The organism is Cognatishimia sp. (genome assembly GCF_049116455.1).
GTDB lineage: Bacteria > Pseudomonadota > Alphaproteobacteria > Rhodobacterales > Rhodobacteraceae > Cognatishimia.
Genome location: NZ_JAGDYW010000003.1, coordinates 908,157 through 934,807, shown reverse-complemented (window position 1 = coordinate 934,807; position 26,651 = coordinate 908,157). Strand labels below are relative to the sequence as shown.

General features: G+C 53.9%; 25 protein-coding genes and 1 riboswitch. Of the genes, 12 read left to right on the top strand and 13 right to left on the bottom strand.

Annotated features, from left to right (window positions below; all coding sequences use genetic code 11):
• Positions 1–7: 7 nt before the first annotated feature.
• The 4 genes from JXQ85_RS09625 to JXQ85_RS09610 form a co-directional block, all read right to left on the bottom strand.
• The gene (locus JXQ85_RS09625; protein ID WP_421748684.1) at positions 8–1,207 is read right to left on the bottom strand and encodes a GTP-binding protein; all 1,200 of its coding nucleotides are present in this window, start codon (positions 1,205–1,207) and stop codon (positions 8–10) included.
• Between the two features lie 262 nt (positions 1,208–1,469).
• Positions 1,470–2,378, bottom strand: coding sequence for a 2OG-Fe(II) oxygenase (locus JXQ85_RS09620; RefSeq protein ID WP_421748683.1), 909 nt, complete (start codon positions 2,376–2,378; stop codon positions 1,470–1,472).
• Positions 2,379–2,412: 34 nt separating this feature from the next.
• The gene (locus tag JXQ85_RS09615; protein ID WP_421748682.1) at positions 2,413–3,201 is read right to left on the bottom strand and encodes an SDR family NAD(P)-dependent oxidoreductase; all 789 of its coding nucleotides are present in this window, start codon (positions 3,199–3,201) and stop codon (positions 2,413–2,415) included.
• A gap of 57 nt (positions 3,202–3,258) precedes the next feature.
• Positions 3,259–4,038: a CmcJ/NvfI family oxidoreductase gene (locus JXQ85_RS09610; protein ID WP_421748681.1), complete on the bottom strand. Its 780-nt coding sequence runs from the start codon at positions 4,036–4,038 to the stop codon at positions 3,259–3,261.
• A 97-nt stretch (positions 4,039–4,135) separates the two neighbouring features.
• On the opposite strand from JXQ85_RS09610, the gene JXQ85_RS09605 reads away from it, so the two are divergent.
• Together JXQ85_RS09605 and rpsD are read left to right on the top strand one after the other, a co-directional pair.
• The gene (locus tag JXQ85_RS09605) at positions 4,136–5,047 is read left to right on the top strand and encodes a LysR family transcriptional regulator (RefSeq protein WP_421748680.1); all 912 of its coding nucleotides are present in this window, start codon (positions 4,136–4,138) and stop codon (positions 5,045–5,047) included.
• A 152-nt stretch (positions 5,048–5,199) separates the two neighbouring features.
• Positions 5,200–5,820 carry a 30S ribosomal protein S4 gene (gene rpsD, locus JXQ85_RS09600; protein ID WP_421748679.1) on the top strand — a complete coding sequence of 207 codons (621 nt, stop codon included), beginning with the start codon at positions 5,200–5,202 and terminating at the stop codon, positions 5,818–5,820.
• A gap of 78 nt (positions 5,821–5,898) precedes the next feature.
• Here the strand turns inward: rpsD and JXQ85_RS09595 are convergent, their stop codons facing one another.
• The 6 genes from JXQ85_RS09595 to JXQ85_RS09570 form a co-directional block, all read right to left on the bottom strand.
• On the bottom strand, positions 5,899–6,591 hold the full coding sequence (locus JXQ85_RS09595; RefSeq protein ID WP_421748678.1) for an ATP-binding cassette domain-containing protein: 693 nt from the start codon (positions 6,589–6,591) through the stop codon (positions 5,899–5,901).
• Positions 6,578–8,074, bottom strand: coding sequence for a thiamine/thiamine pyrophosphate ABC transporter permease ThiP (locus JXQ85_RS09590; protein WP_421748677.1), 1,497 nt, complete (start codon positions 8,072–8,074; stop codon positions 6,578–6,580). Before JXQ85_RS09590 ends, JXQ85_RS09595 begins: the two co-directional genes overlap by 14 nt.
• Positions 8,050–9,027, bottom strand: coding sequence for a thiamine ABC transporter substrate-binding protein (locus tag JXQ85_RS09585; RefSeq protein WP_421748676.1), 978 nt, complete (start codon positions 9,025–9,027; stop codon positions 8,050–8,052). Before JXQ85_RS09585 ends, JXQ85_RS09590 begins: the two co-directional genes overlap by 25 nt.
• A 42-nt stretch (positions 9,028–9,069) precedes the next feature.
• Positions 9,070–9,171: riboswitch (TPP riboswitch) on the bottom strand.
• A gap of 96 nt (positions 9,172–9,267) precedes the next feature.
• Positions 9,268–10,029 carry an AraC family transcriptional regulator gene (locus JXQ85_RS09580; protein WP_421748675.1) on the bottom strand — a complete coding sequence of 254 codons (762 nt, stop codon included), beginning with the start codon at positions 10,027–10,029 and terminating at the stop codon, positions 9,268–9,270.
• A gap of 24 nt (positions 10,030–10,053) precedes the next feature.
• Complete coding sequence (locus tag JXQ85_RS09575) at positions 10,054–10,350, bottom strand: putative quinol monooxygenase (protein ID WP_421748674.1); 297 nt, start codon at positions 10,348–10,350, stop codon at positions 10,054–10,056.
• 18 nt (positions 10,351–10,368) lie between these two features.
• On the bottom strand, positions 10,369–10,965 hold the full coding sequence (locus JXQ85_RS09570) for a class I SAM-dependent methyltransferase (RefSeq protein ID WP_421748673.1): 597 nt from the start codon (positions 10,963–10,965) through the stop codon (positions 10,369–10,371).
• 210 nt (positions 10,966–11,175) lie between these two features.
• Here JXQ85_RS09570 and hisC point away from each other — a divergent pair, with 210 nt between their 5' ends.
• The 3 genes from hisC to JXQ85_RS09555 are packed head-to-tail and all read left to right on the top strand — an operon-like array spanning position 11,176 to position 13,933.
• Positions 11,176–12,261: a histidinol-phosphate transaminase gene (hisC, locus tag JXQ85_RS09565; RefSeq protein WP_421748672.1), complete on the top strand. Its 1,086-nt coding sequence runs from the start codon at positions 11,176–11,178 to the stop codon at positions 12,259–12,261.
• Complete coding sequence (locus tag JXQ85_RS09560; RefSeq protein WP_421748671.1) at positions 12,258–13,175, top strand: prephenate/arogenate dehydrogenase family protein; 918 nt, start codon at positions 12,258–12,260, stop codon at positions 13,173–13,175. The genes hisC and JXQ85_RS09560 overlap by 4 nt, the downstream gene beginning before the upstream one ends.
• Positions 13,175–13,933, top strand: coding sequence for an extensin family protein (locus tag JXQ85_RS09555; protein WP_421748670.1), 759 nt, complete (start codon positions 13,175–13,177; stop codon positions 13,931–13,933). Before JXQ85_RS09560 ends, JXQ85_RS09555 begins: the two co-directional genes overlap by 1 nt.
• 42 nt (positions 13,934–13,975) lie before the next feature.
• On the opposite strand, the gene JXQ85_RS09550 is transcribed toward JXQ85_RS09555, so the two are convergent.
• A complete protein-coding gene (locus JXQ85_RS09550; RefSeq protein WP_421748669.1) occupies positions 13,976–14,962 on the bottom strand; it encodes a DUF2125 domain-containing protein in 987 nt (328 codons plus the stop codon).
• 76 nt (positions 14,963–15,038) lie between these two features.
• On the opposite strand from JXQ85_RS09550, the gene JXQ85_RS09545 reads away from it, so the two are divergent.
• From JXQ85_RS09545 to JXQ85_RS09535, 3 genes are all read left to right on the top strand, one after another.
• Positions 15,039–15,563 carry a gamma-glutamylcyclotransferase gene (locus JXQ85_RS09545; protein WP_421749049.1) on the top strand — a complete coding sequence of 175 codons (525 nt, stop codon included), beginning with the start codon at positions 15,039–15,041 and terminating at the stop codon, positions 15,561–15,563.
• A gap of 124 nt (positions 15,564–15,687) precedes the next feature.
• A complete protein-coding gene (locus JXQ85_RS09540; protein ID WP_421748668.1) occupies positions 15,688–16,911 on the top strand; it encodes a biopolymer transporter ExbB in 1,224 nt (407 codons plus the stop codon).
• Positions 16,912–16,914: 3 nt separating this feature from the next.
• Positions 16,915–18,966: a peptidoglycan -binding protein gene (locus JXQ85_RS09535; RefSeq protein WP_421748667.1), complete on the top strand. Its 2,052-nt coding sequence runs from the start codon at positions 16,915–16,917 to the stop codon at positions 18,964–18,966.
• A gap of 98 nt (positions 18,967–19,064) precedes the next feature.
• Here the strand turns inward: JXQ85_RS09535 and clpA are convergent, their stop codons facing one another.
• Positions 19,065–21,401 carry an ATP-dependent Clp protease ATP-binding subunit ClpA gene (gene clpA, locus JXQ85_RS09530; protein WP_421748666.1) on the bottom strand — a complete coding sequence of 779 codons (2,337 nt, stop codon included), beginning with the start codon at positions 21,399–21,401 and terminating at the stop codon, positions 19,065–19,067.
• 337 nt (positions 21,402–21,738) lie between these two features.
• On the bottom strand, positions 21,739–22,506 hold the full coding sequence (gloB, locus tag JXQ85_RS09525) for a hydroxyacylglutathione hydrolase (protein WP_421748665.1): 768 nt from the start codon (positions 22,504–22,506) through the stop codon (positions 21,739–21,741).
• Positions 22,507–22,606: 100 nt separating this feature from the next.
• Between gloB and JXQ85_RS09520 the strand changes: the two genes are divergently transcribed.
• The 4 genes from JXQ85_RS09520 (at position 22,607) to JXQ85_RS09505 (ending at position 26,642) form a co-directional block, all read left to right on the top strand.
• Positions 22,607–23,344: a class I SAM-dependent methyltransferase gene (locus JXQ85_RS09520; protein WP_421748664.1), complete on the top strand. Its 738-nt coding sequence runs from the start codon at positions 22,607–22,609 to the stop codon at positions 23,342–23,344.
• A gap of 310 nt (positions 23,345–23,654) precedes the next feature.
• Entirely contained in the window at positions 23,655–24,215 is a 561-nt protein-coding gene (locus JXQ85_RS09515) for a F0F1 ATP synthase subunit delta (RefSeq protein ID WP_421748663.1), read from the top strand.
• On the top strand, positions 24,216–25,754 hold the full coding sequence (gene atpA, locus JXQ85_RS09510; RefSeq protein WP_421748662.1) for a F0F1 ATP synthase subunit alpha: 1,539 nt from the start codon (positions 24,216–24,218) through the stop codon (positions 25,752–25,754).
• 12 nt (positions 25,755–25,766) lie between these two features.
• On the top strand, positions 25,767–26,642 hold the full coding sequence (locus JXQ85_RS09505; protein ID WP_421748661.1) for a F0F1 ATP synthase subunit gamma: 876 nt from the start codon (positions 25,767–25,769) through the stop codon (positions 26,640–26,642).
• Positions 26,643–26,651: the final 9 nt, after the last annotated feature.

Sequence of the window (26,651 nt, the reverse complement as noted above, 5' to 3'; positions counted from 1 at the left end):
ACAGCGCTTATCCGTTGCGCCACATTGGAAATGGATCGTTGAAGTCTGGCAAGGTCTCGATGCTTGTGGCCGCATCTTCTGGGACCAAGGCCGCGTCCAGCCGATCTTTCAATGCAGGCCAATCGATCCCGCTGCCAATGAAGACAAGCTCCTGTCGGCGATCCCCCCATGGCTCTTGCCAATGTTGTTTGAGGTAATCACGCACATTGTCATTGTCGGGCATTTTTTCCTTCGGCATGGTGGCCCACCAAGTGCCGATTGGGCGCACGGATGACAAAGCGCCCGCCAATGAGAACTCGGCAACCCAATCAGGCCGTGTAGACAACCAGAAATGACCTTTCGCACGGATCACGCCCGGAAGATCACTATCCAGTGCATCCTTTAGTTTTTCCGGAATGAAAGGGCGGTGCGCGCGGTAAACATAGCTGGTGACGCCATATTCTTCGGTTTCAGGTGTGTGATCCGCAAAACCATAAAGTTCTTTAGCCCACATCGGGTGCTCATGCGCCTTCTCAAAGTCAAAGAGACCCGTGTTCAGGATGTCATCCGCGCCGCAGACCGAATGGTTGGTTTCAATGATCCGTGCATCCGCATTGAGGCTGCGAATGATTTTACGCGCAGAGTCTGTGCGCTCTGGGCCAGCATCTTCCACTTTGTTCAAAATGACGACGTCGGCAAATTCCATCTGATCCGTCAGCAAGTGAACCAGGGTGCGCTCATCTTCTTCGCCCATGGTTTCGCCGCGATCACTTAGAAAGTCATGGCTTGAGAAATCTTCGAGCAGGTTTACCGCATCCACAACGGTGACCATTGTGTCCAGGCGGGCAACGTCTGACAGGCTGTTACCGTCTTCATCGCGGAATTCAAAGGTTGTCGCGACGGGCATGGGTTCGGAAATGCCTGTGGATTCAATCAACAGGTAATCAAAACGGCCTTCTTCCGACAACTTACGTACTTCATCTAAGAGGTCGTCGCGCAGGGTGCAGCAGATACAGCCGTTGGACATTTCAACCAGCGTTTCATCAGTGCGTGATAGTTCCGTGTCGGCGCGCACGAGGTCTGCGTCGATATTCACTTCGGACATGTCATTTACGATGACCGCAACTTTGCGTCCCTCGCGGTTGTTAAGAACCCGGTTCAAGAGCGTGGTTTTTCCTGCTCCTAAAAACCCAGACAGGACGGTGACGGGAAGGCGGGTGTCGAGCATCGATGAATACCTTTTTGGAAAGAAGACCAAATAGTTTGTGTGCAGAGATCTTGATTGGCGACTCTGCTTCCGTTGGGTTTGATTGATATGTTATAACATTACATCAATCAAGTGAGGATTGCTTGTTGACGACATCAAATAGAGACCTATTCCCGATGCACTTTAAAGCCCATTGAAATTGAGTTTGGCGGTGCGAAGCGGACCACTAAAGGGTGGCCTGTAAAAAAAGGCGACGCTGTAAAGCATCGCCTTATCTATTTTTCTAGAAGGGCGCAAAGCCGTCGCTTTGAGACTTTGGTAGACTCCAGCGCTCTTGGGCAGAAACTGGCTTAACATCCATCCCAAGCGGCGGGATCGCACCGTTATCACCATAGAGCCAAAGCACGATATTAGAGCGCTCACCTTCGGTGATTGGCATGGATTCATGCGGCACACTGCCGTGATGGATCAGGGCGGTGCCCGGTGCAAAGGTCAGTTCCTCAACTTTGCGCGTCGCGCGGTCAAAGAAGCGCACGCCTGATCCCGAAAAGTCTTCACCGGGCAGGTTCAAATTAATGTTCAGCGTCACGGCTGACGCATCCGTATGCGCGCGTAGAGATGTATCTTTATCGGCTTGCCACTGGATCGAGAACCCAAAGGTCTGGGTGTCATATCCGTTCACGTCCGGGAACAAGAGCCGCGAGATCGGACGCATATAGCTGTCCATCAAACTTTGGTAGAACGATTGGAATTGTGGCGCGGCAAGGAAGCCTTCTGATCGGCGGTCTAGCATGGCGCCACCTCGGTTCAACGAGATACCGTAGGGGGGACGCAGTGGGATGTCCGCATTTGCGACGTTTTCAAGATAATCCCGCAGTGACTTCAACTCTTCTGGATTGAAGAACTGAGCTTGGTAAACACCTGGGAAGACTTCGTCCCACAAATTTTTGACCACGCCTTCGGTGCTTGGGTCTTGCCATGCCTGCTCTACGGCTGCGCGTAAACGTGAGTCATAAAGGTCAGCGTTTGGACCCAATCCTTTGGCTTCGCTGTGTTCCCATTCTGCCCACGCGTCTTTTAACAGACTACGGTTATCGGCCCAAAATCTTTGAGCCGAAGGTGCGCGCATCAGTTGCTCGTCGCGGGTTGGCCGCTCTACAGAGCGTGCCTGTTCAAGTGCATTTGTTTGCATTGTCGTTTCTCTAACTTTTGTTCGCGGTTGCGGCTTATCCAAGCCGCGCTACGGCTTCTTTGATGCCTTGCATCACTTGTGAGCGATGGTTTGCATCTAGGGCCGCTGAATGCGGTTTCGCAAAGGACTGGCTGTCATTGTCAAAGTATTGGCCTGACGCATTTGCAAAGGTGTCGCCAAGTGCTGCGGCAATCAAAATATCAGCACCGATGTTCAGATCGCTGCCGGCGACGCCAAACCCTTCTTTGACCATTTTGGATGCCAGTAGAGAGCCCGGATTAACCGCTACAACAACCGCCTTTTCACCAAGTTCCTCTGCGAGCTCATGCGACCAGATGGTGATTGCCAGCTTGCTTTGGGCATAGGCACCCATGTCGTCCAGTTGCCGTTGGCCAAGCATGGCCTGCAGGTCGACAGGTGCTTGCGCGGCGGAGGATAGATTCACAACGCGGCCGCCCTTGGACAGGATTGGCAACAAAGCCTCGGTCAGAATGTAGGGCGCGAAGGTGTTGACCATGAAGCGAGCATCAAATCCTTGTGCGGTCGTTGGGTTCGGGAGTTTGAGGACGCCAGCGTTGTTGATGATGACGTCAATCGTTGCGTGGTTGCCGTGAATATCATTTGCAAGCGTGTGTAAGTCAGCGATCTTTGAAAGATCCGCAATGTAGGTCTCTGGATTGCCCCCAACTTCTTCGGCTGCGTTTTCAAGCTTTGTCTTGCTGCGTCCATGCAGCAGGACTGTGTGTCCTTCGGCTGCCAGTTTCTTAGCTGTGAGCAGGCCGATGCCGTCGGTGGCACCTGTGATAAGAATAGTTTTGGTCATGGTCGTCCTTTGAGTGGTGTACAGTTGGGCAGTGGCCCGATGTGAGTTTTGAGGTGATTAGAAACGCACCAGCGTGCGGCTTTCGATGCTTTTGCGAATGCTGGACACAGAAGGGTCTTCGATCATGTCCAAAGCGCTATGCGCGATCGACGCACGGCCGCGATTGTCAAAGATGTTGAAGAAGGCAACATCATCGGGGGTCATTTTGGACATATATATCCACTCATGATCCGGGTTGGCCGCCAGTCCCATGATCTGCCCTTTGCGATCCGGATAGATCAGGTCGAGCAATATCCAATCTTCATCCGCCACGCTTTCAGGCAAAATGAAACCAAGAGGTGCTGAGTTGATAGGGTTGTCGATCGGGCGCCATACATTGATGAAAGCATAGTGACCTTGGCTCCATTCAGGGGCGATGTCTTCGCCTAGAATATCAATGATCCGCTGTTTTGCTCCATGCAGGCTATAATCGCTATGCACGTTTCGCGCGGGTTTTCGATCCGCATCCGGGTCGTCAACGCGAACGGTATGGTCAAAGATGACTACGTCTTTCGCCTCGAGCTCGCTGGTCAAAAGCGTGGTTAGCTCTTGATCGTAGATCGCGCGCCAAATCGCGGTGTCGTCAAACTGCGTCACTGCGGTTGGAGAGGTGGTGAAGCCAACGGATGATCGTTCAAATGTCGTTGCAGCGCCAACGCCCCGTTCATCATACACCGTCACTTCGGTAGGAGCGAGCTCAGGTGATATGAGGTTGCCAACAATGCCACCGGCATCCAACTCAAACGCCTGCCGATGCGGTTTGTGGACATGGTAATTGACCAGCGCTGTTTTTGTCATGAGAGGCTCCTGCTTCCGTGTTGCATCAGACTTAAAGTAGGGAAAAAATATAAAAACGGGCTAGAAATGATTTCAGTATTCCGAAAAAGTATAAAATATGGAGACGCAAACCCTTCGATTGTTCGTATTGGCAGCAGAAATGCTGAACATCAGTGCCGCCGGGCGGGCGCTTGGCATGGCTCCGGCGGTGGCCAGCACTCGGATTGCCAAATTGGAACGGTTCTTGGGGGCTGAGTTGCTCCACCGGTCTACGCGGAAAGTATCCCTATCGCTTGAGGGGCAGGACTTTCTTCCTTATGCCCGCGAAATGATTGCCCAAGAAGAAGCCGCGCTTGCGGTTCTTGGGAAAGGGCAGACCAGCATCAGCGGGCGACTTCGGTTCACGGCCCCAAGTACATTCGCCCAGATCTACATCGCGCCGCTGTTGCCAGCTTTTATGGATGCCTACCCAGACTTGATGCTGGATCTGCATTTTTCAGACGCGCAGTTTGACCTGATCGAAGGCAGCTATGACTTAGCCCTGCGAAATTCAGTGCTGGAAGATAGCAGCCTGACCGCGCGCAAACTTGCAGATGATAAACGTATCCTGTGCGCGTCCCCGGAGTATTTGGCGCGGTTTAGAACGCCTGTGGATCCTTCTGATTTAGCCAGTCACCGAATGATCGCTTTTCAGGATCTAGATCCACGTGGGTTGGTTGCGGAAGATGGATCGATCGCAGATTTCAATCCTAAAAGCTGTGCTCATGCATTGGTTCTGAACGATGGGCAAACCCAAAAACAGGCCACATTATCAGGTGCTGGCATATCCATTTGTTCACTTTGGCTCGTGCATGATGAGCTTAGATCAGGACAGCTGGTACAGGTGCTACCCAAATTCGAAATTGCCCAGAAGCCAGCGCTTTGGCTCATCTATCCTAAAAGCAATGTTGTCTCTGCCAAAGTTCGCGTGTTTATTGATTTCCTGACCAAGCACATTGGTAAAAATCCAGCTTGGACGAAATCGGCCTAAGTTTGTGGGTTTGGGCCGTTGACTCCCCATTATTCCCAGCTATAAGCCCCACTTCATTGGTGTTGGTGGCCCCCGCAAGGGGATTCCTGTCAATTCGGCAAAATCCGAATAGAGGACAACGCCCTTCGAAACCTTAACGAAGGAGATCAGCCGTGACTAAACGTACGTCTGCCAAGTATAAAATTGACCGCCGCATGGGCGAAAACATCTGGGGCCGTCCAAAGTCCCCACTGAACCGTCGCGAATATGGCCCCGGCCAGCACGGTCAGCGCCGCAAAGGCAAACTTTCTGACTTCGGTATCCAGCTGCGCGCAAAGCAAAAGCTGAAAGGTTACTACGGTGACCTGACCGAGAAACAATTCCGTCGCATCTACGGTGAAGCGGTTCGTGTAAACGGCGACACAGGTGAAAACCTGATCGGTCTGCTGGAACGCCGCCTGGACGCAGTTGTGTACCGCGCGAAATTCGTTGCAACTGTTTTTGCTGCACGTCAGTTCGTGAACCACGGCCACGTTCGTGTGAACGGTAAAAAAGTGAACATCCCATCTTACCGCGTTAAAGAAGGCGACGTGATCGAGGTGCGTGATCGTTCCAAGCAACTGGCAGTTCTGCTGGAAGCTACTCAACTGGCAGAGCGTGATGTTCCTGATTACATCGACGCGGACCACTCCAAAATGACAGCGACTTTCGTCCGCACTCCGGGTCTGTCCGATGTGCCATACCCTGTCATGATGGAACCAAATCTGGTTGTTGAATTCTACGCGAAAAACTAAGTTTTTCACCGACATTCAAAAGCATTCGAAACCGCGTTGGGCAACCAGCGCGGTTTTTCTTTTCATCAATGTCGCGATTTATGGTTGCCCGAAATAGGCCTTTAAAGTCTTCGGTGGGTTTGCCATGAATTTTGACGTGGCAATCGGTGCAAGAGCTTTGCCGTCTGCAACGCCAATCACTTCATCTGCAATCCGGTCTGCGTCTTTTGGATCATGGGTGACCATGATGACAGTTCTGCCTTTGGCAAGTGCCACAGAAAGATCGAGCATTTCGTTTTTTAAGGCTGGTCCAAGTGCGCTGAAGGGCTCATCCATCAGCATCACAGGGCGGTCTTGCAGCAATGCGCGCGCCAAGGCGACACGGCTTTGTTGGCCTCCGGACAACGCCGCGGGTTTGCGGGCAGAAAAGCCCGAAAGACCGACCTTGGACAACATGTCTTCGACTTGCTTACAAACCTCTGCTGAAGGACGCAGCTTTGGTGACAAAGCCAGAGCGACGTTCTGCAAGACAGTCAGGTGCGGGAATAGGTTGTTGTCTTGAAACAACATCGAAACCGGGCGTTTCGCTGGCGGTTTCTGAGAGATGTCGACGTCGTGCCATTTCAGATGTCCTGAAGCCTGTGCCACAAATCCGGCGATCCCATGCAACAGCGTCGACTTTCCCGCCCCTGATGGACCTATGATTGCGGTGACTTTGCCCTCGGAAACAATCAGGTCTGCGTTGATGAAAAACCCGCCTTGCTTGAATTGGGCTTTATCAAAGGTCAGCATTTACGCGACCTCCTTTGTCAAAAATCCAGAAGAGCCCAAGCGATAGGGCAACCAGAAGCAAAGCTGCAGCATAGGCTGCTTCCATTTGATAGGCACCCATCAATTGATACATCACCAGCGGCAATGTGCCTTCGCCTGGCCGCGAGAAAAGCGTGATGACGCCAAGGTCTCCCATCGCAAGCGCGCCAGTCAGGCCCGCTGCAAAGCCCATCGGGCGGCGTAGGCGAGGCAGGTAGACGATCCGCCAGAGGGGCCAACCGCTTAGGCCAAGGGATTGCCCAAGGCGACCGAAGTCAGCTTTTGCGCTTTCAATACCGGGTCGCAGGATGCGCAACACGAATGGCAGCGACATCAAGACGTTGACCAGCAGCGTCACGGGCAGAGCAACGTCCTGCGGTCGCGTGATCGGCTGCAACAAGAGGAAGAGGCCAGTGCCAAGCACGAGGCCAGACACGGAAATGCCAAGCAAAGAGGCAGCCTCGCCAGCACGCGTGGCCAAAGGAAGCGCCAGCGCGACAGTGAGCACCACGGCAGCGATGGCGACCGCAAGCGAACGCAGAATGGCTGGTCCAATGCTGGCGGGAAGCTCTGTGAGGCCCGGAAGGCCTGCGAAAACAACAGCGCCCAAAGGCAAGAGTAAAAAGGCAGCAGCGGAGATGACCCAAAATGCATCGAGCAGACGCCCCCCATCCCAGCGTTGCACAACGCGGTCAAGACCGGCCCCCATCATATCGGTGCGCGAGAGCAGGAGAGCTACGCAACCGGCAATGCCGCCGAGCAGAAGTTGAACCACGGCGAGCGAAGCGGCTTTGCTGAGTTCAAAGTCGAATTTGAAGGCTTGATAGATCGCCAGTTCCACCGTGGTCGCGCGCGGGCCGCCTCCCAGTGTCAATGCAACAGCAAAGGACCCAAGGCAGATCACAAAGATAACGGCGAAGGCACCGGGGGCGATACGTTTCAGCATTGGCCATTCCAGCAGCCAGAATAGCGACGCATCCAGAGAGGCCGCGACTTGAAAGCGCTCGGATGGAATGGCGAGCCAGCTCTGCAGGATCAGTCGAACGGCCAGCGGCAGATTAAAAAACACATGAGCTAGAATGACGCCATGCGCCCCGTAGATATCGATCTTGGGGAGACCGAACTGGCCGATCAGCAAATTCACCAAACCTTTGCCGCCAAAGACCGCAAGTAGGCCAAGGATCGCGACAATAATGGGCAAAATAAACGGCGCGCCCATCACAGAGATTAGCGCGGATCGGCCAAAGAAATCACGCCGCGACAGCGCGCGGGCCACTGGGATCGCCAAAGCCACACTGATTGCCGCTGACCAAAAGGCCTGCCAGACCGTGAACCGCAATGCGGCCCAGTCGGCAGGCGACAGGGCGGTGATACCACCGCCCCGCCATAACACTGCGGCCACGGGAACGATCACCGCTCCCGCAACCAAAAGCGCTGCGATTAACGAGAGAGCGCGCTGCGCCATGCCTCAATCGCCGGTTCACGCAGCTCGGCTGCTTCGTCTTCAGAATAGAACAGTACCTTTTCAGGCATTGGCAGCTCTTGGAAACCTGCTGGCCATTTGTCTTCAGACAGGGCTGCTGGGAAAGACCAGTTGGTGGTTGGGATCATGGTCTGGAAATCCTCGGTCAGGATAAAGGCCATGAACTGATCCGCCAGATCAGCATTGTCGGTGCCTGCCAGTTTCGCAGCAGTTTCCACCATGAAATAGTGACCTTCGTCAAAGATCGCTGCGGATTTGGTCAGGTCTTCTTCGGCGATGATGTGATAGGCCGGAGAGGTGGTGTAGGACAGCACAACATCCGCTTCGCCATCGGTGAAAAGACCATAGGATTCAGACCAACCTTGGGTCACGGTCACGATTTTTGGAGCCAGACGGGACCAGGCTTCTTCCGCGTTGTCGCCATAGATCGCATTCACCCAAAGAACCAGCGCCAAACCAGAGATGGAGGACCGAGGGTCTTGGATCACAACGCGCAGGTCATCCGGTGCGTTCAGCAACGCTTCGAAGCTGGTGAAACCTTCGGACTTGGTGTTGTCGTAGATAAACGCCGTGTGACCGTAGTTGAACGGCAGGAAAGTGTCGTCGCTCCACGCGAGCGGCAGGGTTAGTGCGGATGTATCCAAACCATGCGGCGCAAACAGACCGCTTTCACGGGCTTTCTTGCTGACGTCAGAGTTAAACCCGATGGCCACATCGGCCTCGGTGTTTTTACCTTCCAGCAACAGGCGCGGCAGAAGGTCGCCGGTTTGATATTGTAGATCGCAGCCGCAACGCTCTTCAAAAGCGACTTCGATGGACGGGCCTGGGCCCCATTCAGAGCCGAAGTAATCCGGTGCGTAAACAGTCAGAACTGGGGTTTCAGCGACGGCAGCGCCCGCGCACAGCAGACCCGCGACGGTGAGTAGATTTTTCATGATCTATCATCCTCTCAAATCGTTTCACGGAGAAAGGAGTGGGGCTTTGGGCCGGACCTTCCCTCCGCCGGTGTTAACCGGTTCAGGTTCTACGGGTCTGCCGTTTGGCATCTCAGCTAAAATCTAGCTCCCCGAGGTGTAACTGCGATTAGACTAAAACGAATGAGGGGGCAAATCGAATGGGTAGGTCCAGTTTTGTGGATTATCCGATGTACGGGTAATTCGAATTTTGAATGTGTGTTAAGTGATCTCAGTGACCGTGCTTGCACGGAACTGACTCGGGGTTTGCCCCGAGAAATCGCGGAACGCGGCATTGAAGGCCGAGAGCGAGTTGTAACCTACGGAAAAGGCGATTTCTGTGATCTGGCGTTCCGGGTCAGCTAGACCCAGCATGGCATGGTTCATTCGCAAACGGCGTAGAACCTGCCGCCAGGTCATGCCAAGCTCATCCGCGAAACGACGGGCCAATGTGCGGGAACTTACTGCAACTGCGGCAGCAATAGCCTCGAACGAGATATCCTCTGCAAGGTGTTGTTCGGTGATGGAAAGCGCGTGTTTGACGACTTTACTTTGCCCGGTGGGAAGCGCGGCTTTTGATGGCATTTCCGCAAGTGTCCAAGCAGTTGCTGCCAACGTTTTAAACATAAGCAAACCTAGATCATCGAGTTCTGAATCAGGCCCATAGGTACGGCACGACAGGACCAACTCGCGCGCCAATGGTGACATTTCAAATACCGATAGGCTGGCGCATGGTGTGGCAAATTTAGATGGATCAAATAAAACTGAGCAGGCCACAAGTGACTGCGGTATGGTCACTGTGATTTCGCGCCCCGCATGAATCAGCGCTGCGCGTGCCGGTGGCAAGGTCCAACCTGTTCCATCCGCTTCAAGCCGCATCACCCCTTTGGCTGCGTACAGCAAATAATGGCGGTCCATAACCATGGTTTTGGAGGGCTCTGGATCGAATTCTTTCACAAAGGTATAGGCAGCAGGCAGGGTCATAGTAGAAGTCTATCTGGTCAGAGCTTAATCTGCGACAGGGTTTGCCAAGAACCGCTTGGACAACGGAGGCGCAATCATTTTTGGGCCAAGTATCTGGCCAATTGATGCAAAGCTTTTGGAACTCAAATAGGCCTCGAAAGCCTCCTTGCTATCCCATTCGTGCATTATTTCAATTCGGTCATCATGCTCTGGGTTCTTAAAGGCTTGGAATTTTAAATTGCCCGACATGGCGCGGACGACGGCTGTTTCTTTCAATAGTACATCAAGCGCCGCGTCGCGATCTGAGGGCGTGATTTGAAATTCAACATGGGCGATCAGCATGGGTTTTTCCTTTTGTGTTCAAGAAACTGGCTTTGTGAAAACGTAGCCTTGTGAAATCCGTGCTGGGATGCCGTTTTCAAAGGGCACAAGAGATGTCAGTTTAAGCCCGGCCTGTTGTGCCATTGCGACAACCGTTTCAGCCGCAAACCATTTGTGCCGCCATTTGATCCAGATAAGGAACTGACACATGTGGGGTTTTGAAACAGCCAACAATACAGTCCCACCCGGCGCGGTCATACGGGAGATGTGCTTAAGGGCCACTAATGGAGACGCGCAATGTTCAATAACATGTGCGCAAAGGACCACATCATAGGCGGTTGATGGGAAATGATTTGCTAGATCCTCGCAGGCGAGCGCGGCAGTGGGTGAGGTCTTTTGAGCTTCGGCTAACATAGCCTCCGAACGATCCAAAAGAACGTGATTCAATGGGCGTTGTTGCGTTTCGCAATAGGCCTGTGACAGCTCACCGCTGCCTGCGCCGACGTCGATCAAATGCAATGCTCGTTTCGGCGGCGCCTGTTGTGCCAATGCCCGATAGGCTGCTGGAAATCCCATCTTTTCCAACATGTGCTGCCAACTCGGTGCGATGGCGTTATAGCGTTGATCCAATTCCATAGTGTCTCCTTCCAGTAGGAAGGTAGCCATGGAAGTTTTGGTTGTCCTGCGGTGGCCGGACAGAATTGCGCTTGGGTCGGACAAGGCTTTTGCCGTCCAGACTGTATTATCTTTGCCTCAAATAGCATTTCACTATGTCGCGGACGGACGAATTGCCATTTCCACTGTTCATGAACCGTTCTAGAACGAAGGCGACTTAAAGGGACCGTCATGACCAAAATTGAAGTTCAGCCGGGCATTATGGAAATCGCGCTTTATCAAGGTGGACAATCTACCGTTGAGGGCGTGAGCGATATTGTGAAACTTTCCTCAAACGAAAACCCTTACGGGGCAGGGGATGCTGCGAAAGAAGCCTTTCGCAAATCTGGTCTGAATTTGCATCGTTATCCGAACACTGATCACGCAGATCTACGCAATGCGATTGCTGAAGTTCATAAGCTAAACGCTGAGCAAATCATTTGTGGTGTGGGCTCTGATGAAGTGCTGCAATTCATTGCACAGTCCTTTGCGGGACCGGGTGATGAAGTCATCTACACGGAACACGGGTTTTCCATGTATCCGATCCTCGCACACGCCTGCGGGGCGACCCCTGTGAAAGTGGCGGAACGCGAGCGCGTGGTGGATGTGGATGCAATTCTGAACGCCTGCACCAAAAAGACCAAAATCGTCTTTATCGCAAATCCAGCCAACCCGACCGGCACAATGATAGGCGGCAACGAGGTTGCGCGCCTGGCGGATGGGCTGCCGGAAGGCTGCATTCTGGTGCATGACGGAGCCTATACAGAATATGTTGAAGGCCATGATGGTGGTGCGGCACTGGTCGAGAGCCGTGATAACGTGATCATGACGCGCACGTTTTCTAAGATCTATGGTCTTGGCGGTTTGCGGATCGGTTGGGGCTATGGCCCGAAAGCGCTGATCGATGTGCTTAACCGTGTGCGCCAGCCGTTCAACCTGTCTGATATGCAAATGCAGGTCGCCGAGGCGGCCGTGCGCGACACGGAGTTTGTGGAACGCTGCCGTAAAGATAATGCCCGCTGGCGTGCCTGGTTGGCAGAGGCATTGGCAGAGCTTGGCGTGCCGTCTGATACATCCTGTGCGAATTTTATTTTGGCGCGCTTTGCATCCGAAAATGAGGCCAGCGCTTGCGATGAGTTCCTGAAAAAACAGGGTGTGATCGTGCGTAAAGTGGCGGGTTATGGCCTGCCAAACTGCCTGCGCATCACAGTGGGTGACGAGGCGGGGTGCCGTCGTGTAGCACATGCGGTCAAAAGCTTTAAGGAACAGGCTGTATGACACAGGTCTATGATCGCGTTGCCCTGATCGGTTTGGGCCTGATTGCATCGTCGATGTATTGGGCCATCAAACGCGCTGGTTTGGCGGGCGAGGTCACAGGCTATGCACGCTCACAAGAAACTCGAGACACCGCGCGCAAAATTGGATTGTGCGATCAGGTTTTTGACACGGCCCAAGAGGCTGTCAAAGATGCCGACCTTGTGGTGCTTTGCGTGCCGGTTGGCGTGATGGGTGCGGTTGCCAAGGATCTGGCGCCTGCTCTGAAATCCGGAGCCACTGTGACCGACGTGGGGTCCGTAAAACGTCAAGTCATTGATGATGTAAGCCCGTTTCTGGGTGACGGCATTCATTTTGTTCCAGCCCACCCTTTGGCAGGCACTGAACATTCGGGCCCTGAATCGGGTTTTGCAGAGTTGTTCGACAACCGTTGGTGTCTGATTATTGCCGATGAAAACACCGATCGTTCGGCTGTGGACGATCTGGCGCGCTTTTGGCGCGGGCTTGGTTCGAACGTCGAAGAGATGGACGCCGATCACCATGATCTGGTGCTGGCGGTGACGTCGCATACCCCACATTTGATTGCCTATACCATGGTGGGCGTGGCGGATGATCTGCGCCGCGTGTCTGAAAGCGAAGTCATTAAATACTCGGCTTCCGGTTTTCGTGACTTTACGCGGATTGCGGCCAGCGATCCCACCATGTGGCGCGATGTCTTCCTGAACAATAAAGACGCCACGCTTGAGATTTTGGGCCGGTTCACGGAAGAGCTCTTCGCCCTGCAGCGCGCCATTCGTCAGGGTGATGGAGAGCATCTGCATGATTATTTCACCCGCACACGCGCCATTCGACGCGGCGTGATTGAGGCAGGTCAGGATACTGATGCGCCTGATTTTGGACGCGGCAAGGCGCATTAATGAACATGGGATTAAGTATCATTGCACTTACCCTGGCGGCGACAATCGCGACCGCCAATGCGCCATCCCAGTCTCTACGCCCTGTGGCACGCGCCGATGTCTTTCCCATTGCGCTTTCCAGCTTTGCGCCAGCGCAAAGCCTGCGTCCCGTTGTGCGTCCAGATGATCTCAAGACGCAGCTGATCCCAGTGATGAGCAAACCGCCGGTCAAACGCACCTCTAACGGTCAAAAGCTTCAGCGCATTTGTGGCGACAAAGATCTATTAGGCGTTGAGGTCGGCCGCGTGCCGGGTAAGCTGAATGGCTGTGGCATTAAAAACGCCGTGAAGCTTTATTCTGTGAATGGTGTTGAGCTTTCGACACCTGCGACCATCGAATGCGGAACCGCCAAAGCACTTAAAAACTGGATGGAACGCGGCATGGATAAGGCCGTCGGTCGCACAGGTGGTGGCGTTGTGAAGCTGAAGGTGGCGGCTGGCTATTCCTGCCGGACACGCAATCATAAACCGGGTGCCAAAATTTCCGAGCACGGCAAAGGCCGCGCAATTGATTTGACGGGTTTTTACCTCAAGAACGGCGATCAGATTTCAGTGTTGAACGATTGGGGCAAGGGCAAATACGGCCGCATTCTGCGCGATATGCATCGATCTGCCTGCGGTCCTTTTGGGACTGTATTGGGCCCAAATGCAGACCGGCATCACAAAGACCATTTCCATTTTGACATCGCGAAACATCGCGGTGGGTCTTATTGCCGATAAAAAGGTGAACACCTGCGCCTTAGAGTGAAGAACGCAGCTGGATTATCTGAGGCTCAACCGCGGTGCAGAGCCCAATGGAAGAAAGCCCGCATAGGTGCTGCCATTTTTAAACGTAAGCTTTAGATCGATATCCTGGCCTGGTCCTGACAAGGATGAAAAGAGGCGCATCAATTGCTCTGCACCATCAATCACGAAGGGATCGATGGTTTGCGACTCTCGTGCAATTTGGATCATGGATTGCCATTCTTTGGCGCGCAATGTCAGCTCTCCATTTAATGTGCCCAATTCATCTAGGGTGAAGTCGCCCGCCGCCTGAAAGAGCATTGGCCCCCATTGTGCTTTGGCGGTGCGCAGTGCAATTGCAGTGGGCTGTGGGCGGCGCTCTTGTAACGCGCGCAGATCCCAAACACGGTCAAATTCCAACGAGGCGTCCAGATCAAGCGCACTCATTTTTTCGGGCAGTACGTCATTGCGCAGGGATGACGGCGGGGCTACGCCTTGCCCCTGCAATGCCACTTGATAACGCGTATCAGTGGTTTCATCCTGAGAAATCGCAACACGCAAGTTGTCCGCGGACAAGGACCATTCTGCATCGGAAGATAGTTGTAGATCAGTCGTCGCAAAATTTGCGCGACGTAGGGCTACATTTGTATTGGCCGCGAAGACCACAGAGGCCTTCATGTCATCGTTTGTGATGGCAATGTCCTGTATCGGAGTCGATAGGGTTTGCGACTTTGGCCAAACCGCGATCAGGTGATTTGGTCGGTAACTCAGGGCGAAAATCTGGAAAAACGGCGCGGTCCAGGCAAGACCGGTATCAGGATCAGCAAGAGTGATGTTTTCAAATGTGGTGTCGATCCGGTTGGGGAAACCGCGCAGTTGCAGATTAGAATACTCTGCCTGCCATCCTTCATCCTGACGGTCTTTGAACCAAGCTTCATAGCCTGTTTGCGCAATGTTTGAGATGACAAACCAATAGGCAAACCAGCCTAAAGCGGCGATCAAAATAACGATCAGCAAACGTCTCATGAATTGGCCCCTTTGCAGTCCAAGCGCATTGGTGTTTAAACGCGCAAAACGCAATAGACCAGTGTGGATGAAAACGATGGCGCTTTGGGTGTTCGGATATGGCTCGCTTTTGTGGAACCCAGGTTTCGAAGTGGCTGAGCAAGCAGTTGCAACGCTGCACGGTTGGCACCGCAGTTTTTGTATGTCTTCGATCCATCACCGCGGCACTGTTGAGCATCCGGGGCTCGTTCTGGCACTTGATGCGGCTGATAAAGGACACTGTCATGGGCTGGCCTTACGGGTGAAACCCGGAACAGAAGAGGCGGCCATTCAAGAGTTGCGTGAGCGTGAATTGGTGTCTTCAGCCTATCTAGAGCGCGAGTTGCAAGTGACATTGGCAGATGGGCGCAAGGTGACTGCCGTGACTTATGTGATTGACCCTGAACATGACCAATATGTGCATCTGACATTGGAACAACAAGCTAAGGTGATTTCATCGGCCGTGGGTGGGCGTGGTCCAAATACGGAATATCTTTATAACACCTCCGCTCACCTGACGGAGCTAGGCATTGAAGATGGCGAATTGGATTGGCTGTCAGCCCGCGTGCGCGAGATTACCTGAGCGCCTTTAGTATGACGTTGTGAACAATTCAGCTTTCGCTCGCTGAATAAGCAATAAACCTTGGCAGCTGGCGCGCGCGCGCTTAGGGTACCCAAAGATAATAATAGCGTCAGGAGCTGGCCCAATGGAGCTGCCAGACCGAGAGGCCGAGCCGCATTTCTCACAACCCGTGAGACAGATTTTCTTTATGTTGACCGTTCTGGGACTGACCGGAGCGTTAACCTATGTTGCCTTGCCAAGGGTTTTGCCGGTCTTTCAGGCCAACCCTGCGCTGAATGGCTTCATCGTCTTTGTCTTTGTGGTCGGGGTTATGGCCTGTTTTGCGCAGGTCTTTTCACTCATCTCATCGACACGTTGGATCAAGGCCTTTGCAACCCATGCTGAAGGATCTGATCAGCTGCAGCCACCGCAGTTGCTGGTGCCTTTGGCATCCCTGTTGCGGTCTCGTGGTGCAAAAGGTCAGATCAGCGCGACTTCGACGCGTTCGATCCTAGATTCCGTGGCTACGCGGATCGACGAAGTCCGCGAAATCACCCGCTACATCGTGAACATGCTGATCTTTTTGGGTTTGCTGGGCACATTCTACGGGCTGGCAACCACTGTACCTGCTTTGGTCGAAACCATTCGAAGCCTGGCGCCAGAAGACGGCGAAGCGGGGATTGCAGTCTTTGGCCGGCTGATGACAGGTCTGGAAAGTCAGCTTAACGGCATGGGCGTCGCCTTTGCTTCATCATTGCTGGGTCTTGCTGGATCTTTGGTAGTTGGCCTTTTGGAGCTTTTTGCAAGCCACGGTCAGAACCGGTTTTATCGTGAGCTGGAAGAATGGCTGAGTTCGATCACCCGTGTTGGCTTCACCGGGGCGGAGGGTGAACATGGTGTTGAAACCAATGTTCTTGGTGAAGTGCTGGAACATATGGCCGAGCAGATGGACCAGCTACAGGATATGTTTGCCAAATCCGAAGAAAGCCGCTCCCGTGTGGAAACGCAGGTCGGTGATCTGACTGGTGCCGTGAAAACCATGACGGAACGCATGGGGCAGGGCGGTGACGATGGGGCTATGGGGCGGGTTGCAGATGGCCAGGAGCGTTTGATCGAAGCCATTCGCGAAGCAGGACATGGCGACAATGTGGATGCAGAAAGCCGTATGCGATTGCGTTCGATTGACGTGCAGATGCTGCGCATCCTCGAAGAAATCTCTGCCGGACGACAAGACACGATGGCTGAATTGCGCACGGATTTGTCTTCGCTGACGCAGGCCATCGAAAAACTGGGAATGCAAAAGCAACCGGCCCGGCGTCGACAAACGCCACCGGCGCACCCGTCCTCGGATCCATCGCAGGAGGGCTAATGAATGGCGCTCTCACGCCGGACAGGACAACGGTTTCAAGCCTCGATTTGGCCGGGTTTCGTGGATGCGATGACTGGGCTTTTGCTGGTTCTGATGTTTGTGTTGACCATCTTTATGGTTGTTCAATTTGTGCTGCGTGAAACCATTTCTGGGCAAGAAAGCCAGCTGGACGAGCTCTCGGCAGAAGTGGCTGCCCTTGCACAGGCGCTTGGATTGGAACGTGATCGCGGCGCAGCATTGGAGGCCCGCGTCGGCGCATTGCGCGCAACCTTAACAAGTGCAGAAGACTTGGCGAGCCAACAAGCTGCTTTGATTGCCACGCTCACTCAGCAACGCGATGAAACAGCATCGGCGTTGTCGATTGCGCAGACCCAAATCACCAGTTTTGAAGCGCAGGTCGCGGCACTGATCGCTGAACGCGACACGGTTCTGGGCGCATTGGAAGAAGTTGAAACGCAGCGGGATACATTGCTGTCCGAACAAGAAGCGCTGAACCTGGCCTTGGCACGGGCGCGCAATGAAATTGATGCGCAAACCGAAGCCGCGCGCCTTGCGGCCGCCCAGCGTGAGGCCTTGGATGCGATGATTGCAGAACTTGAGGCCAAAGCCGAACAAGAGGCGACCGCCAACGCTGCCTTAGCTGCTCAGGTAACGGATCTTGAGGCGCGGCTGAGTGAAGAAGAGTTGGCCAAATTGGCGGAAGCCGCCGCTGCCGAAGCCCTGCGCGAACGATTGGCCAATGCGGATGCTGAACTGACGGCGATGACTTTGGCTTTGGAAGAACAACGCAAACGCGCCGAAGATACGCTGACGCTTTTGGCCGCCGCTGAGAAAGCGCGCGTGGATCTGGATTTGAAACTGGCCGCAGCTTTGGTCAAAGAAGAAGATCTAAACAGCCAAATTGCGGTTGCCCTGCTGGCTTTGCAAACCGCCGAGGCAGATGGGGCCTCGCAAGAAGCGTTGCTGGCTGATTTGGCAGATCGCCTGGCTGCAGCGGAAACAAATGCCGAGGCGCAGGCTGCAACGGCTGAGGAACAACAGACGCGGATTGAAGACATACAAGCGCAGCTGGCGGCGGCTTTGGCTGAAAAATTGGCAGCGGAAAGCGCCGTGGCCAATTCGGATGCATCCAACGCAGAGCTACAAATCCAATTGGCGGCCGCTTTGGCTGCAAAACTTGCCGCAGAAACAGTTGCGGCGGATCGATCAGACGTAGAACGGCAACTGGCTGCGGCCCTGGCGGCGAAGGCCGCTGCTGAACAGGCAGCAGCAGAAAGACTGTCGCAAGCCGAAGAACGCGCCCGCCTTTTGGCTTTGGCGGAACAGACGTTGGAAGAAAACCGTACCCGCGCCACCGAGAGTGAGAAACAGGCAGCAGTGCTGAACCAGCAGGTCGCGGCCCTGCGCCAGCAATTGGGTGAGCTGCAAGCCCTATTGGATGATAGCAAAGCACGGGATGTGGCTGCGCAGGTACAGCTTTCAACTTTGGGATCTGATCTGAACGCGGCCCTTGCACGGGCTGCGGCCGAAGAAAAGCGCCGTCGCGAGCTGGAAGAAGCCGAGCGTAAGCGATTGGAAGCGCAGGCGCGTGATCTGCAGCAATACCGGTCTGAGTTCTTTGGCCGTATGCGAGTGCTACTGGGCAATCGCGAAGGCGTGCGGATTGTCGGTGACCGCTTTGTCTTTAGCTCCGAGGTCCTGTTCCCTCCGGGTGGTGCTGACCTGAGTGTTGAGGGCCGGTTGCAAATCACAGCCATCTCGCAGCTGTTGCTTGAGGTCGCTGATGACATTCCGCAGGAAATCAACTGGGTGCTGCAGGTCGATGGCCACACCGACAACATTCCACTAATAAATGGCGCACAGTTTGCGGATAACTGGGAACTCAGTCAGGCGCGGGCCTTGTCGGTGGTGCGCTTTATGGCCAATGATTTGGGCCTGCCGCCTCAGCGCCTGTCTGCCAATGGCTTTGGGGAATATCAACCCATTGATCCGGCCAATACACGAGAAGCGCGGGCAAAGAACCGCCGGATCGAGCTGAAATTTACTGAGAAGTAGGACAGCTTTCAGGCTTTGGCTCCAAGTGGCTTTCAGCGTCTCGAAGCCAAACAAGAAAGCCCCGCAAATTGCGGGGCTTTCTTTATTCTATGTTTAACTCATTCCGCGGTTAGCAGAGGCGGCTTTTTCTTGCCGGTGATCTGTGGCTTTTCAGGTCCATCCAGATCAAGCTTCAAGTCGCCACCTTTCACGGTGACCTTCACAAGACCACCTTTGGCTAACTTGCCAAACAGCAGTTCTTCGGCCAGTGGCTTTTTAATGTGTTCTTGGATCACGCGACCCAAGGGGCGGGCGCCCATCTTGTCGTCATAGCCTTTGTCCGCCAGCCATTCTGCAGCCTTGCGGGTCAGCTCGATGTGAACGTTGCGGTCCATCAGCTGCGCTTCCAGCTGGAGCACAAACTTCTCAACCACTTGCAGGATCACTTCTTTGCCCAGTGGTGCGAAGGAAATCACAGCATCCAGTCGGTTGCGGAATTCCGGGGTGAAGGTGCGTTCGACCGCTGCTGTGTCTTCGCCTTCGCGACGTTCGCGTCCGAAACCCACGGCAGCTTTCGCCTGATCTGCAGCCCCAGCGTTCGATGTCATGATCAAGATCACATTGCGGAAATCAACGGTGCGACCGTTGTGATCCGTCAAGGAACCGTGGTCCATGACCTGCAACAGAATATTATAGACATCCGGGTGCGCTTTTTCGATTTCATCAAGCAGCAACACGCAGTGTGGATGCTGATCAACGCCATCGGTCAACTGACCGCCTTGATCAAAGCCAACGTAACCCGGAGGGGCACCGATCAGACGTGATACGGCGTGCTTCTCCATGTATTCGGACATGTCAAAGCGCAGCAGCTCGACACCGAGGGTGCTTGCCAGCTGTTTGGCGACTTCGGTTTTACCGACGCCAGTTGGGCCAGCGAAGAGGTAGTTGCCAATTGGCTTTTCAGGTTCGCGCAGACCAGCACGGGCCAGCTTGATGGCTGACGAAAGCGCTTCAATGGCATTGTCCTGACCGAAGACCACGCGTTTAAGCGTTTTCTCCATGTCTTTGAGCACCTCAGCATCGTCCTTGGAGACGTTCTTTGGCGGGATGCGCGCGATTTTAGCAACGACGGCTTCGATTTCTTTGGTGCCGATGGTTTTGCGACGTTTAGAAGCCGCCACAAGATGCTGGGCCGCACCTGCTTCGTCGATTACGTCGATGGCTTTATCAGGCAGCTTCCGGTCATTAATGTAGCGGGCCGAAAGCTCTACAGCCGTCTTGATCGCATCTGCGGTATATTTCACGCCGTGGTGCTCTTCGAAATATTCTTTAAGACCCTTCAGGATCTTGATGGTGTCTGGCACCGAAGGCTCGCTGACGTCGATCTTTTGGAAGCGACGCGACAGGGCACGGTCCTTTTCAAAGTGCTGGCGGAATTCTTTATATGTGGTCGAACCCATGGTGCGCAGCTTGCCGCCCTGCAGAGCAGGTTTCAGCAGGTTGGATGCATCCATCGCCCCGCCTGAAGTGGCACCAGCACCGATTACAGTGTGGATTTCATCGATGAACAACACACCATCTGGATGATCTTCAAGTTCGGTCACCACTGCTTTCAGGCGTTCTTCGAAATCACCGCGGTAGCGAGTGCCGGCTAGCAACGCGCCCATATCAAGTGAGAAGATGGTGGTTTCCGACAGAACTTCTGGTGTTTGGCCGTTTACAATGCGATGCGCAAGGCCTTCGGCAATGGCGGTTTTACCAACACCGGGATCACCCACCAGTAGTGGGTTGTTCTTGCGGCGGCGGCAAAGCACTTGGATACAGCGCTCAACCTCATGGTCGCGGCCGATCAGTGGATCAACATCGCCAGCGCGGGCCTTGGTATTTAGATCAACGCAGTATTTTGACAGCGCGCTTTCTTTTTTCTCGCCCTCACCCTGTGGTGCAGAGCCAGAGGCGGCTTCGTCTTCTTCGTCATCAGTACCCGTCACCGGACGATTTTCGCCAAAGGCCGGGTCTTTGGAGACCCCATGGGCGATGTAGTTGACGGCGTCATAGCGTGTCATGTCCTGCTCTTGCAGGAAGTAGACTGCGTTGCTTTCGCGTTCCGCAAAGATGGCGACCAGTACGTTGGCGCCGGTCACTTCGGTGCGGCCAGAGGATTGTACGTGAATGGCTGCGCGTTGGATCACACGTTGGAAGGCTGCGGTGGGCACCGCTTCTGAGCCTTCAATATCAACGACCAGATTGGACAGGTCTTCTTCGATGAATTCCAGAAGCGTCTGACGCAGCTCATCAACATCGACGCTGCAGGCCCGCATCACACGGAGCGCATCGGGTTCATCCAAAAGCGCCAGCAGAAGGTGTTCTAGAGTTGCGAACTCATGACGTCGCTCATTGGCTTGCGCCAAAGCGGTGTGGATCGACTGTTCCAGTGTTTTAGAAAATGAAGGCACTGCTCGTACTCCTTCCGGCTGCGGTTTCTTAAAGCCCGGTTTCTTGCTTGGCACCCCAATGTAGATAGTCCTGAAAGGAAATCCCAGAGGAGGGGCCCGAAAGTTACCATGGCCTGATAGTGTTAAAGTTTGGTCGATCCGCGCCGAGCTTCAAGGCTTTTCTGTCATTTTTCCCTCACTTTTGACGTCTAAATTGTGACCTATCTTACATTTGGTCATAAATTAGCCTGTCAAACTGAGGGCGACGGCGCGAATGCGGCGACACACTATTTGCTATAACACCAGCCTGCCAGAAGCCGGGGCCAATGGCAATAAGTCCTGCAGTTAATTGGGAAAATTAGAATTCATTGCGCCTTAACCGGACTTCGGTAAAGACCTCAAGGTCCGTGGCATCTGGCATGTCCAATGCTGCGCGGATACCTGAGGTATGGGCGCGTAGAAAAGGGTTGGTCTTTTTTTCGATCAACAATGATGACGGGACGGTGAAAGCACCCTGACTTCTGGCAGTCGCAATTTCTTTGGCACGTGCTTGTAGGTCTGTGTTGTTGGGATCGACTGTCAAAGCAAAAGCAGCATTGGTCGCTGTATATTCATGGCCCGAATAGACCTGCGTGGCGTCAGGTAATGTAGCTAACATCTGCATTGTATCGAGCATTTGCGCTGGCGTGCCTTCAAATAAACGACCGCACCCAAGCGCCATCAGGCTGTCCGCTGTGAACAACGCATTCACCGATGCGATGTGAAAGGCGATATGACCAACGGTGTGGCCGGGAACTTCAGAAACGCTGACTTCGACATTGCCCAAGGAGAATCGCGAGCCATGGGCCACCTGCATGTCCAAATCGGGCAAACGATGCGCATCCGCTTCAGCGCCAATCACCGTTGGGCCATATTTGGCGCGTAGATCAGGAACGCCATCGACGTGATCCCAATGATGGTGCGTTAACAAAATGAAATCGAGTGTCCAGCCACGCTTATCAAGCTCGGCGATAATTGGAGCCGCTTCCGGTGCGTCTACAAGGGCAGTGAGCCCAGTTAACGGCGCATGAAGGATAAAGGCATAATTGTCCTCAAGACATGGCACGGTGATAATTTCCAACGGCATGTTTTTCTCCCTGATGCACAATTTCATTACATGATAGTTTCATCGACATGAAAAGCCATTATGTTAGGGTCAGACTGGCTGATCCAATTGTGCGGGCCTGATGCATCTCGACGTTAAAGACCTTCGGAACTTTTACTACCGTAGCATGTTGGGACGTGCCGCGCAGAAAGCTGTGCGTGATGAACTGCGCGCGCTTTGGCCAAACGGGCAAGGCCAGACGATGGTTGGCTTTGGTTTTGCGGTCCCGCTATTGCGCCCGTATCTGGGCGAGGCACGACGGGTTATCGGCCTGATGCCAGCGCCGCAAGGCGTGATGCCTTGGCCTCTGGGGCAGCCAAATGTTTCGGTTCTGACCGAAGAAACTCTGTGGCCTCTGGAAACCGGACGCGCGGATCGCTTGGTTTTGATGCATGGATTGGAAAACTGCGAGCGTCCGATCGATTTACTTGACGAAGCCTTCCGAGTGCTTGGGCCCGGGGGTAGGGCGCTGTTTATTGTGCCGCATCGTGCAGGTATGTGGTGCCGATCGGACAACACACCTTTTGGCTACGGACGCCCCTATTCAACGGGTCAGCTTGAGGCGCAATTGCGCCGTCATGGCTTTATGCCCGAACGCAGCAGAACCACCTTGTTTCAGCCCCCAAGCCATAAGCGGTTTTGGCGCAAAACTGCACCGATCTGGGAAAACACCGGGCGCGCCCTATCGCCTGTGGTGTCAGGTGGGGTCTTGATGGTGGAAGCGAGTAAACGTTTGCACGCGCCAACAGGCGGACTCAAAGCGACGGTGCGAAAACCTTTGGAGATTCTGGCACCAAAGCCAGAAGTGGCGCCAATCTGACAAATTGGTGCTCTGAAAGTACGAGATTTGGACTTACGTTACGTCTTTTGAGACCCAAGAATCGGTAAATTTCCCGATTTTCTTGTGAATTTTTTGTCAGAATTCTGGGTAATAGGGTCGCGGTTGATTTAAGGTCTTAAAAACAAGGCATTTTTGCATCTGATGCTTTATGTCAAACGTTATTGATAGCTAGGGTCACCTCTGCTACACCCCGCCTGAAATTTACGGTTTTGATTTGCATCAAAGCCAGCAACGTCCTTGGAAACCGGTCTGCGCGGTAATCTGAGGCCTAAATATCGGAAGGGTGGACGTGTCCGAACCAGCTTCGATTTCGCAAGGCATCGCTGCGCGCTATGCCACTGCGGTCTTTGAGATCGCAAACGAGTCCAAGGCAATCTCTGATCTAGAGAAGGGCCTTGATGAATTGTCTGCAGCACTAGACGAAAGCGCTGATCTGCGTGAGCTGATCACCTCTCCTGTCGTGACCCGCGCCGCACAAGGCGAGGCAATCTCTGCGATTGCTAAGAAAATGGGTCTGTCTGCAGTTTTGACCAATACACTGGGCTTGATGGCTGAAAATCGCCGTCTGTTTGTTCTGCCTCAGCTGATCGACGCGCTGCGCGCTCTGATCGCAGCAGACAAAGGCGAAGTGACCGCGGATGTGATTTCCGCGAAAGCACTCACCAAGACCCAAGCTGACAAACTGGCGAAGACGCTCAAAGCGCGTGTTGGCCAAGATGTGAAAATCAATGCGACCGTCGACCAGTCTCTGGTGGGCGGTCTTGTCGTTAAGGTGGGCTCGAAGATGATCGACACGTCGATCCGCTCCAAGCTCAACTCCCTTCAGAATGCAATGAAAGAGGTCGGATAAATGGGTATCCAAGCAGCCGAAATCTCGGCGATCCTGAAAGACCAAATCCAGAATTTTGGTCAGGAAGCCGAAGTGGCCGAGGTTGGTCGCGTTCTTTCCGTAGGTGACGGTATTGCCCGCGTCTACGGTCTGGACAACGTTCAAGCCGGTGAAATGGTCGAGTTCCCAGGTGGTATTATGGGCATGGCCCTTAACCTGGAAAGCGACAACGTCGGTGTTGTTATCTTTGGTTCCGACCGTGACATCAAAGAAGGTGACACTGTTAAGCGCACCAACTCAATCGTTGACGTTCCAGTTGGCCCAGAGCTGCTGGGTCGTGTTGTTGACGGCTTGGGTAACCCGCTGGACGGCAAAGGCCCGATCAAAGCATCTGGCCGTAGCGTTGCTGACGTTAAAGCGCCTGGCATTATCCCACGTAAATCCGTTCACGAACCAATGGCGACTGGCCTGAAGTCCGTTGACGCGATGATCCCTATCGGCCGTGGCCAGCGTGAGCTGATCATTGGTGACCGTCAGACTGGTAAAACAGCCATCGCGCTGGACACCATCCTGAACCAAAAATCTTACAACGAAGCAGCCGGCGACGACGAGAGCAAGAAACTGTTCTGCGTTTATGTTGCGGTTGGTCAAAAGCGTTCCACAGTTGCTCAGCTTGTTAAAAAGCTCGAAGAAACTGGCGCGATTGAATATTCCATCGTTGTTGCTGCGACTGCGTCCGACCCGGCGCCAATGCAGTTCCTGGCACCTTATGCTGCGACATCCATGGCAGAGTACTTCCGCGACAGCGGCAAGCACGCGCTGATCATCTATGATGATCTGTCCAAACAAGCGGTTTCCTATCGTCAGATGTCCCTGCTTCTGCGTCGCCCACCGGGCCGTGAAGCGTACCCAGGTGACGTTTTCTATCTCCACTCTCGTTTGCTGGAACGCTCTTCCAAGCTGAACGAAGACAACGGTTCTGGTTCTTTGACTGCTCTGCCAGTGATTGAAACTCAGGGTGGTGACGTTTCTGCGTTTATTCCAACCAACGTGATTTCCATCACCGACGGTCAGATCTTCTTGGAAACTGAACTGTTCTACCAAGGTATTCGCCCAGCGGTGAACACAGGTCTGTCTGTTTCTCGTGTTGGTTCCTCTGCACAAACCAAAGCAATGTCTTCTGTTGCTGGCCCAGTTAAACTGTCTCTGGCTCAGTATCGTGAGATGGCTGCGTTTGCTCAGTTCGGTTCCGATCTGGACGCTGCAACACAGCAGCTTCTGGCACGTGGTGCACGTCTGACCGAGCTGATGAAACAGCCTCAGTACTCGCCACTGACAAACTCTGAAATCGTCTGCCTGATCTTCGCGGGCACCAACGGTTACCTCGACAAAGTCGACGTAAAAGAAGTTGGTCGCTACGAAGCAGCCCTTCTGGCGCACCTGCGTGGCAAACACGCGGACCTGCTTCAGTGGATCACGGATGAAGATCCTAAGATCAAAGGCGAAGCAGCAGACAAAGTGAAAGCAGCGCTCGACGAATTCGCAGCTGACTTCGCATAAGGGGTTCGGACAATGCCTAGTCTGAAGGACCTCAAAAACCGGATCCAGAGTGTGAAAAACACTCGGAAGATCACAAAGGCCATGCAGATGGTTGCCGCGGCGAAACTTCGCCGCGCGCAGGATGCTGCCGAGGCGTCGCGTCCTTACACAGAACGGTTTAATGCCGTTCTGGGTGGGCTTGCGGCTTCCGTCGGCGGGTCTGACTCTGCGCCGAAGCTTTTGTCAGGTACCGGCAGCAATCAAACCCACCTTCTGGTGGTGATGACAGCTGAACGTGGCCTGTGCGGTGGCTTCAACTCTAACATCGCTAAGATCGCGCGTGCGAAAGCCTCGGAACTGCAGGCTGCAGGCAAAACCGTTAAGATTTTGACTGTTGGCAAAAAAGGCCGCGACTCTATCAAACGCGATTTGGGCGATACGTTTATCGGCCATGTTGACCTGACCGAAGTGAAACGTGTGGGCTATGCAAACGCGCAAGACATTGCGCGCGATATCCTGGCACGCTTTGACGGTGGTGAGTTCGACGTTGCCACGATCTTCTATTCGAAGTTCGTAAACGTGGTTACGCAGATCCCAACAGCACAACAAATCATCCCAGCGACATTCGAAGCTGAGGAAGAGGGTGCTACGACAACTCTGTATGACTATGAGCCAAGTGAAGAAGCCATTCTGGCTGACTTGCTGCCGCGCGGTGTCGCGACACAGATCTTTGCAGCTCTGCTTGAAAATGGTGCGTCTGAACAAGGTGCGCGGATGTCCGCAATGGATAACGCAACCCGGAACGCAGGCGAAATGATCGACAAACTGACAATCGAATACAACCGTTCGCGTCAGGCTGTGATTACAAGCGAGCTTATTGAAATTATCTCGGGCGCTGAGGCGCTCTAAGACCGGAGA

What these genes read in the sequence shown, in the direction of transcription:
- hisC (WP_421748672.1), top strand. Translation starts at nt 11,176, where the DNA reads ATGACCAAAATTGAAGTTCAGCCGGGCATTATGGAAATCGCGCTTTAT.
- atpA (WP_421748662.1), top strand. Translation starts at nt 24,216, where the DNA reads ATGGGTATCCAAGCAGCCGAAATCTCGGCGATCCTGAAAGACCAAATC.
- JXQ85_RS09570 (WP_421748673.1), bottom strand. Translation starts at nt 10,965, where the DNA reads ATGGAATTGGATCAACGCTATAACGCCATCGCACCGAGTTGGCAGCAC.
- JXQ85_RS09585 (WP_421748676.1), bottom strand. Translation starts at nt 9,027, where the DNA reads ATGAAAAATCTACTCACCGTCGCGGGTCTGCTGTGCGCGGGCGCTGCC.
- JXQ85_RS09555 (WP_421748670.1), top strand. Translation starts at nt 13,175, where the DNA reads ATGAACATGGGATTAAGTATCATTGCACTTACCCTGGCGGCGACAATC.
- gloB (WP_421748665.1), bottom strand. Translation starts at nt 22,506, where the DNA reads ATGCCGTTGGAAATTATCACCGTGCCATGTCTTGAGGACAATTATGCC.
- JXQ85_RS09545 (WP_421749049.1), top strand. Translation starts at nt 15,039, where the DNA reads ATGGCGCTTTGGGTGTTCGGATATGGCTCGCTTTTGTGGAACCCAGGT.
- JXQ85_RS09620 (WP_421748683.1), bottom strand. Translation starts at nt 2,378, where the DNA reads ATGCAAACAAATGCACTTGAACAGGCACGCTCTGTAGAGCGGCCAACC.
- JXQ85_RS09610 (WP_421748681.1), bottom strand. Translation starts at nt 4,038, where the DNA reads ATGACAAAAACAGCGCTGGTCAATTACCATGTCCACAAACCGCATCGG.
- JXQ85_RS09520 (WP_421748664.1), top strand. Translation starts at nt 22,607, where the DNA reads ATGCATCTCGACGTTAAAGACCTTCGGAACTTTTACTACCGTAGCATG.
- JXQ85_RS09605 (WP_421748680.1), top strand. Translation starts at nt 4,136, where the DNA reads ATGGAGACGCAAACCCTTCGATTGTTCGTATTGGCAGCAGAAATGCTG.
- JXQ85_RS09595 (WP_421748678.1), bottom strand. Translation starts at nt 6,591, where the DNA reads ATGCTGACCTTTGATAAAGCCCAATTCAAGCAAGGCGGGTTTTTCATC.
- JXQ85_RS09575 (WP_421748674.1), bottom strand. Translation starts at nt 10,350, where the DNA reads ATGCTGATCGCCCATGTTGAATTTCAAATCACGCCCTCAGATCGCGAC.
- JXQ85_RS09540 (WP_421748668.1), top strand. Translation starts at nt 15,688, where the DNA reads ATGGAGCTGCCAGACCGAGAGGCCGAGCCGCATTTCTCACAACCCGTG.
- JXQ85_RS09615 (WP_421748682.1), bottom strand. Translation starts at nt 3,201, where the DNA reads ATGACCAAAACTATTCTTATCACAGGTGCCACCGACGGCATCGGCCTG.
- JXQ85_RS09550 (WP_421748669.1), bottom strand. Translation starts at nt 14,962, where the DNA reads ATGAGACGTTTGCTGATCGTTATTTTGATCGCCGCTTTAGGCTGGTTT.
- JXQ85_RS09560 (WP_421748671.1), top strand. Translation starts at nt 12,258, where the DNA reads ATGACACAGGTCTATGATCGCGTTGCCCTGATCGGTTTGGGCCTGATT.
- JXQ85_RS09590 (WP_421748677.1), bottom strand. Translation starts at nt 8,074, where the DNA reads ATGGCGCAGCGCGCTCTCTCGTTAATCGCAGCGCTTTTGGTTGCGGGA.
- JXQ85_RS09535 (WP_421748667.1), top strand. Translation starts at nt 16,915, where the DNA reads ATGGCGCTCTCACGCCGGACAGGACAACGGTTTCAAGCCTCGATTTGG.
- JXQ85_RS09625 (WP_421748684.1), bottom strand. Translation starts at nt 1,207, where the DNA reads ATGCTCGACACCCGCCTTCCCGTCACCGTCCTGTCTGGGTTTTTAGGA.
- JXQ85_RS09580 (WP_421748675.1), bottom strand. Translation starts at nt 10,029, where the DNA reads ATGACCCTGCCTGCTGCCTATACCTTTGTGAAAGAATTCGATCCAGAG.
- JXQ85_RS09505 (WP_421748661.1), top strand. Translation starts at nt 25,767, where the DNA reads ATGCCTAGTCTGAAGGACCTCAAAAACCGGATCCAGAGTGTGAAAAAC.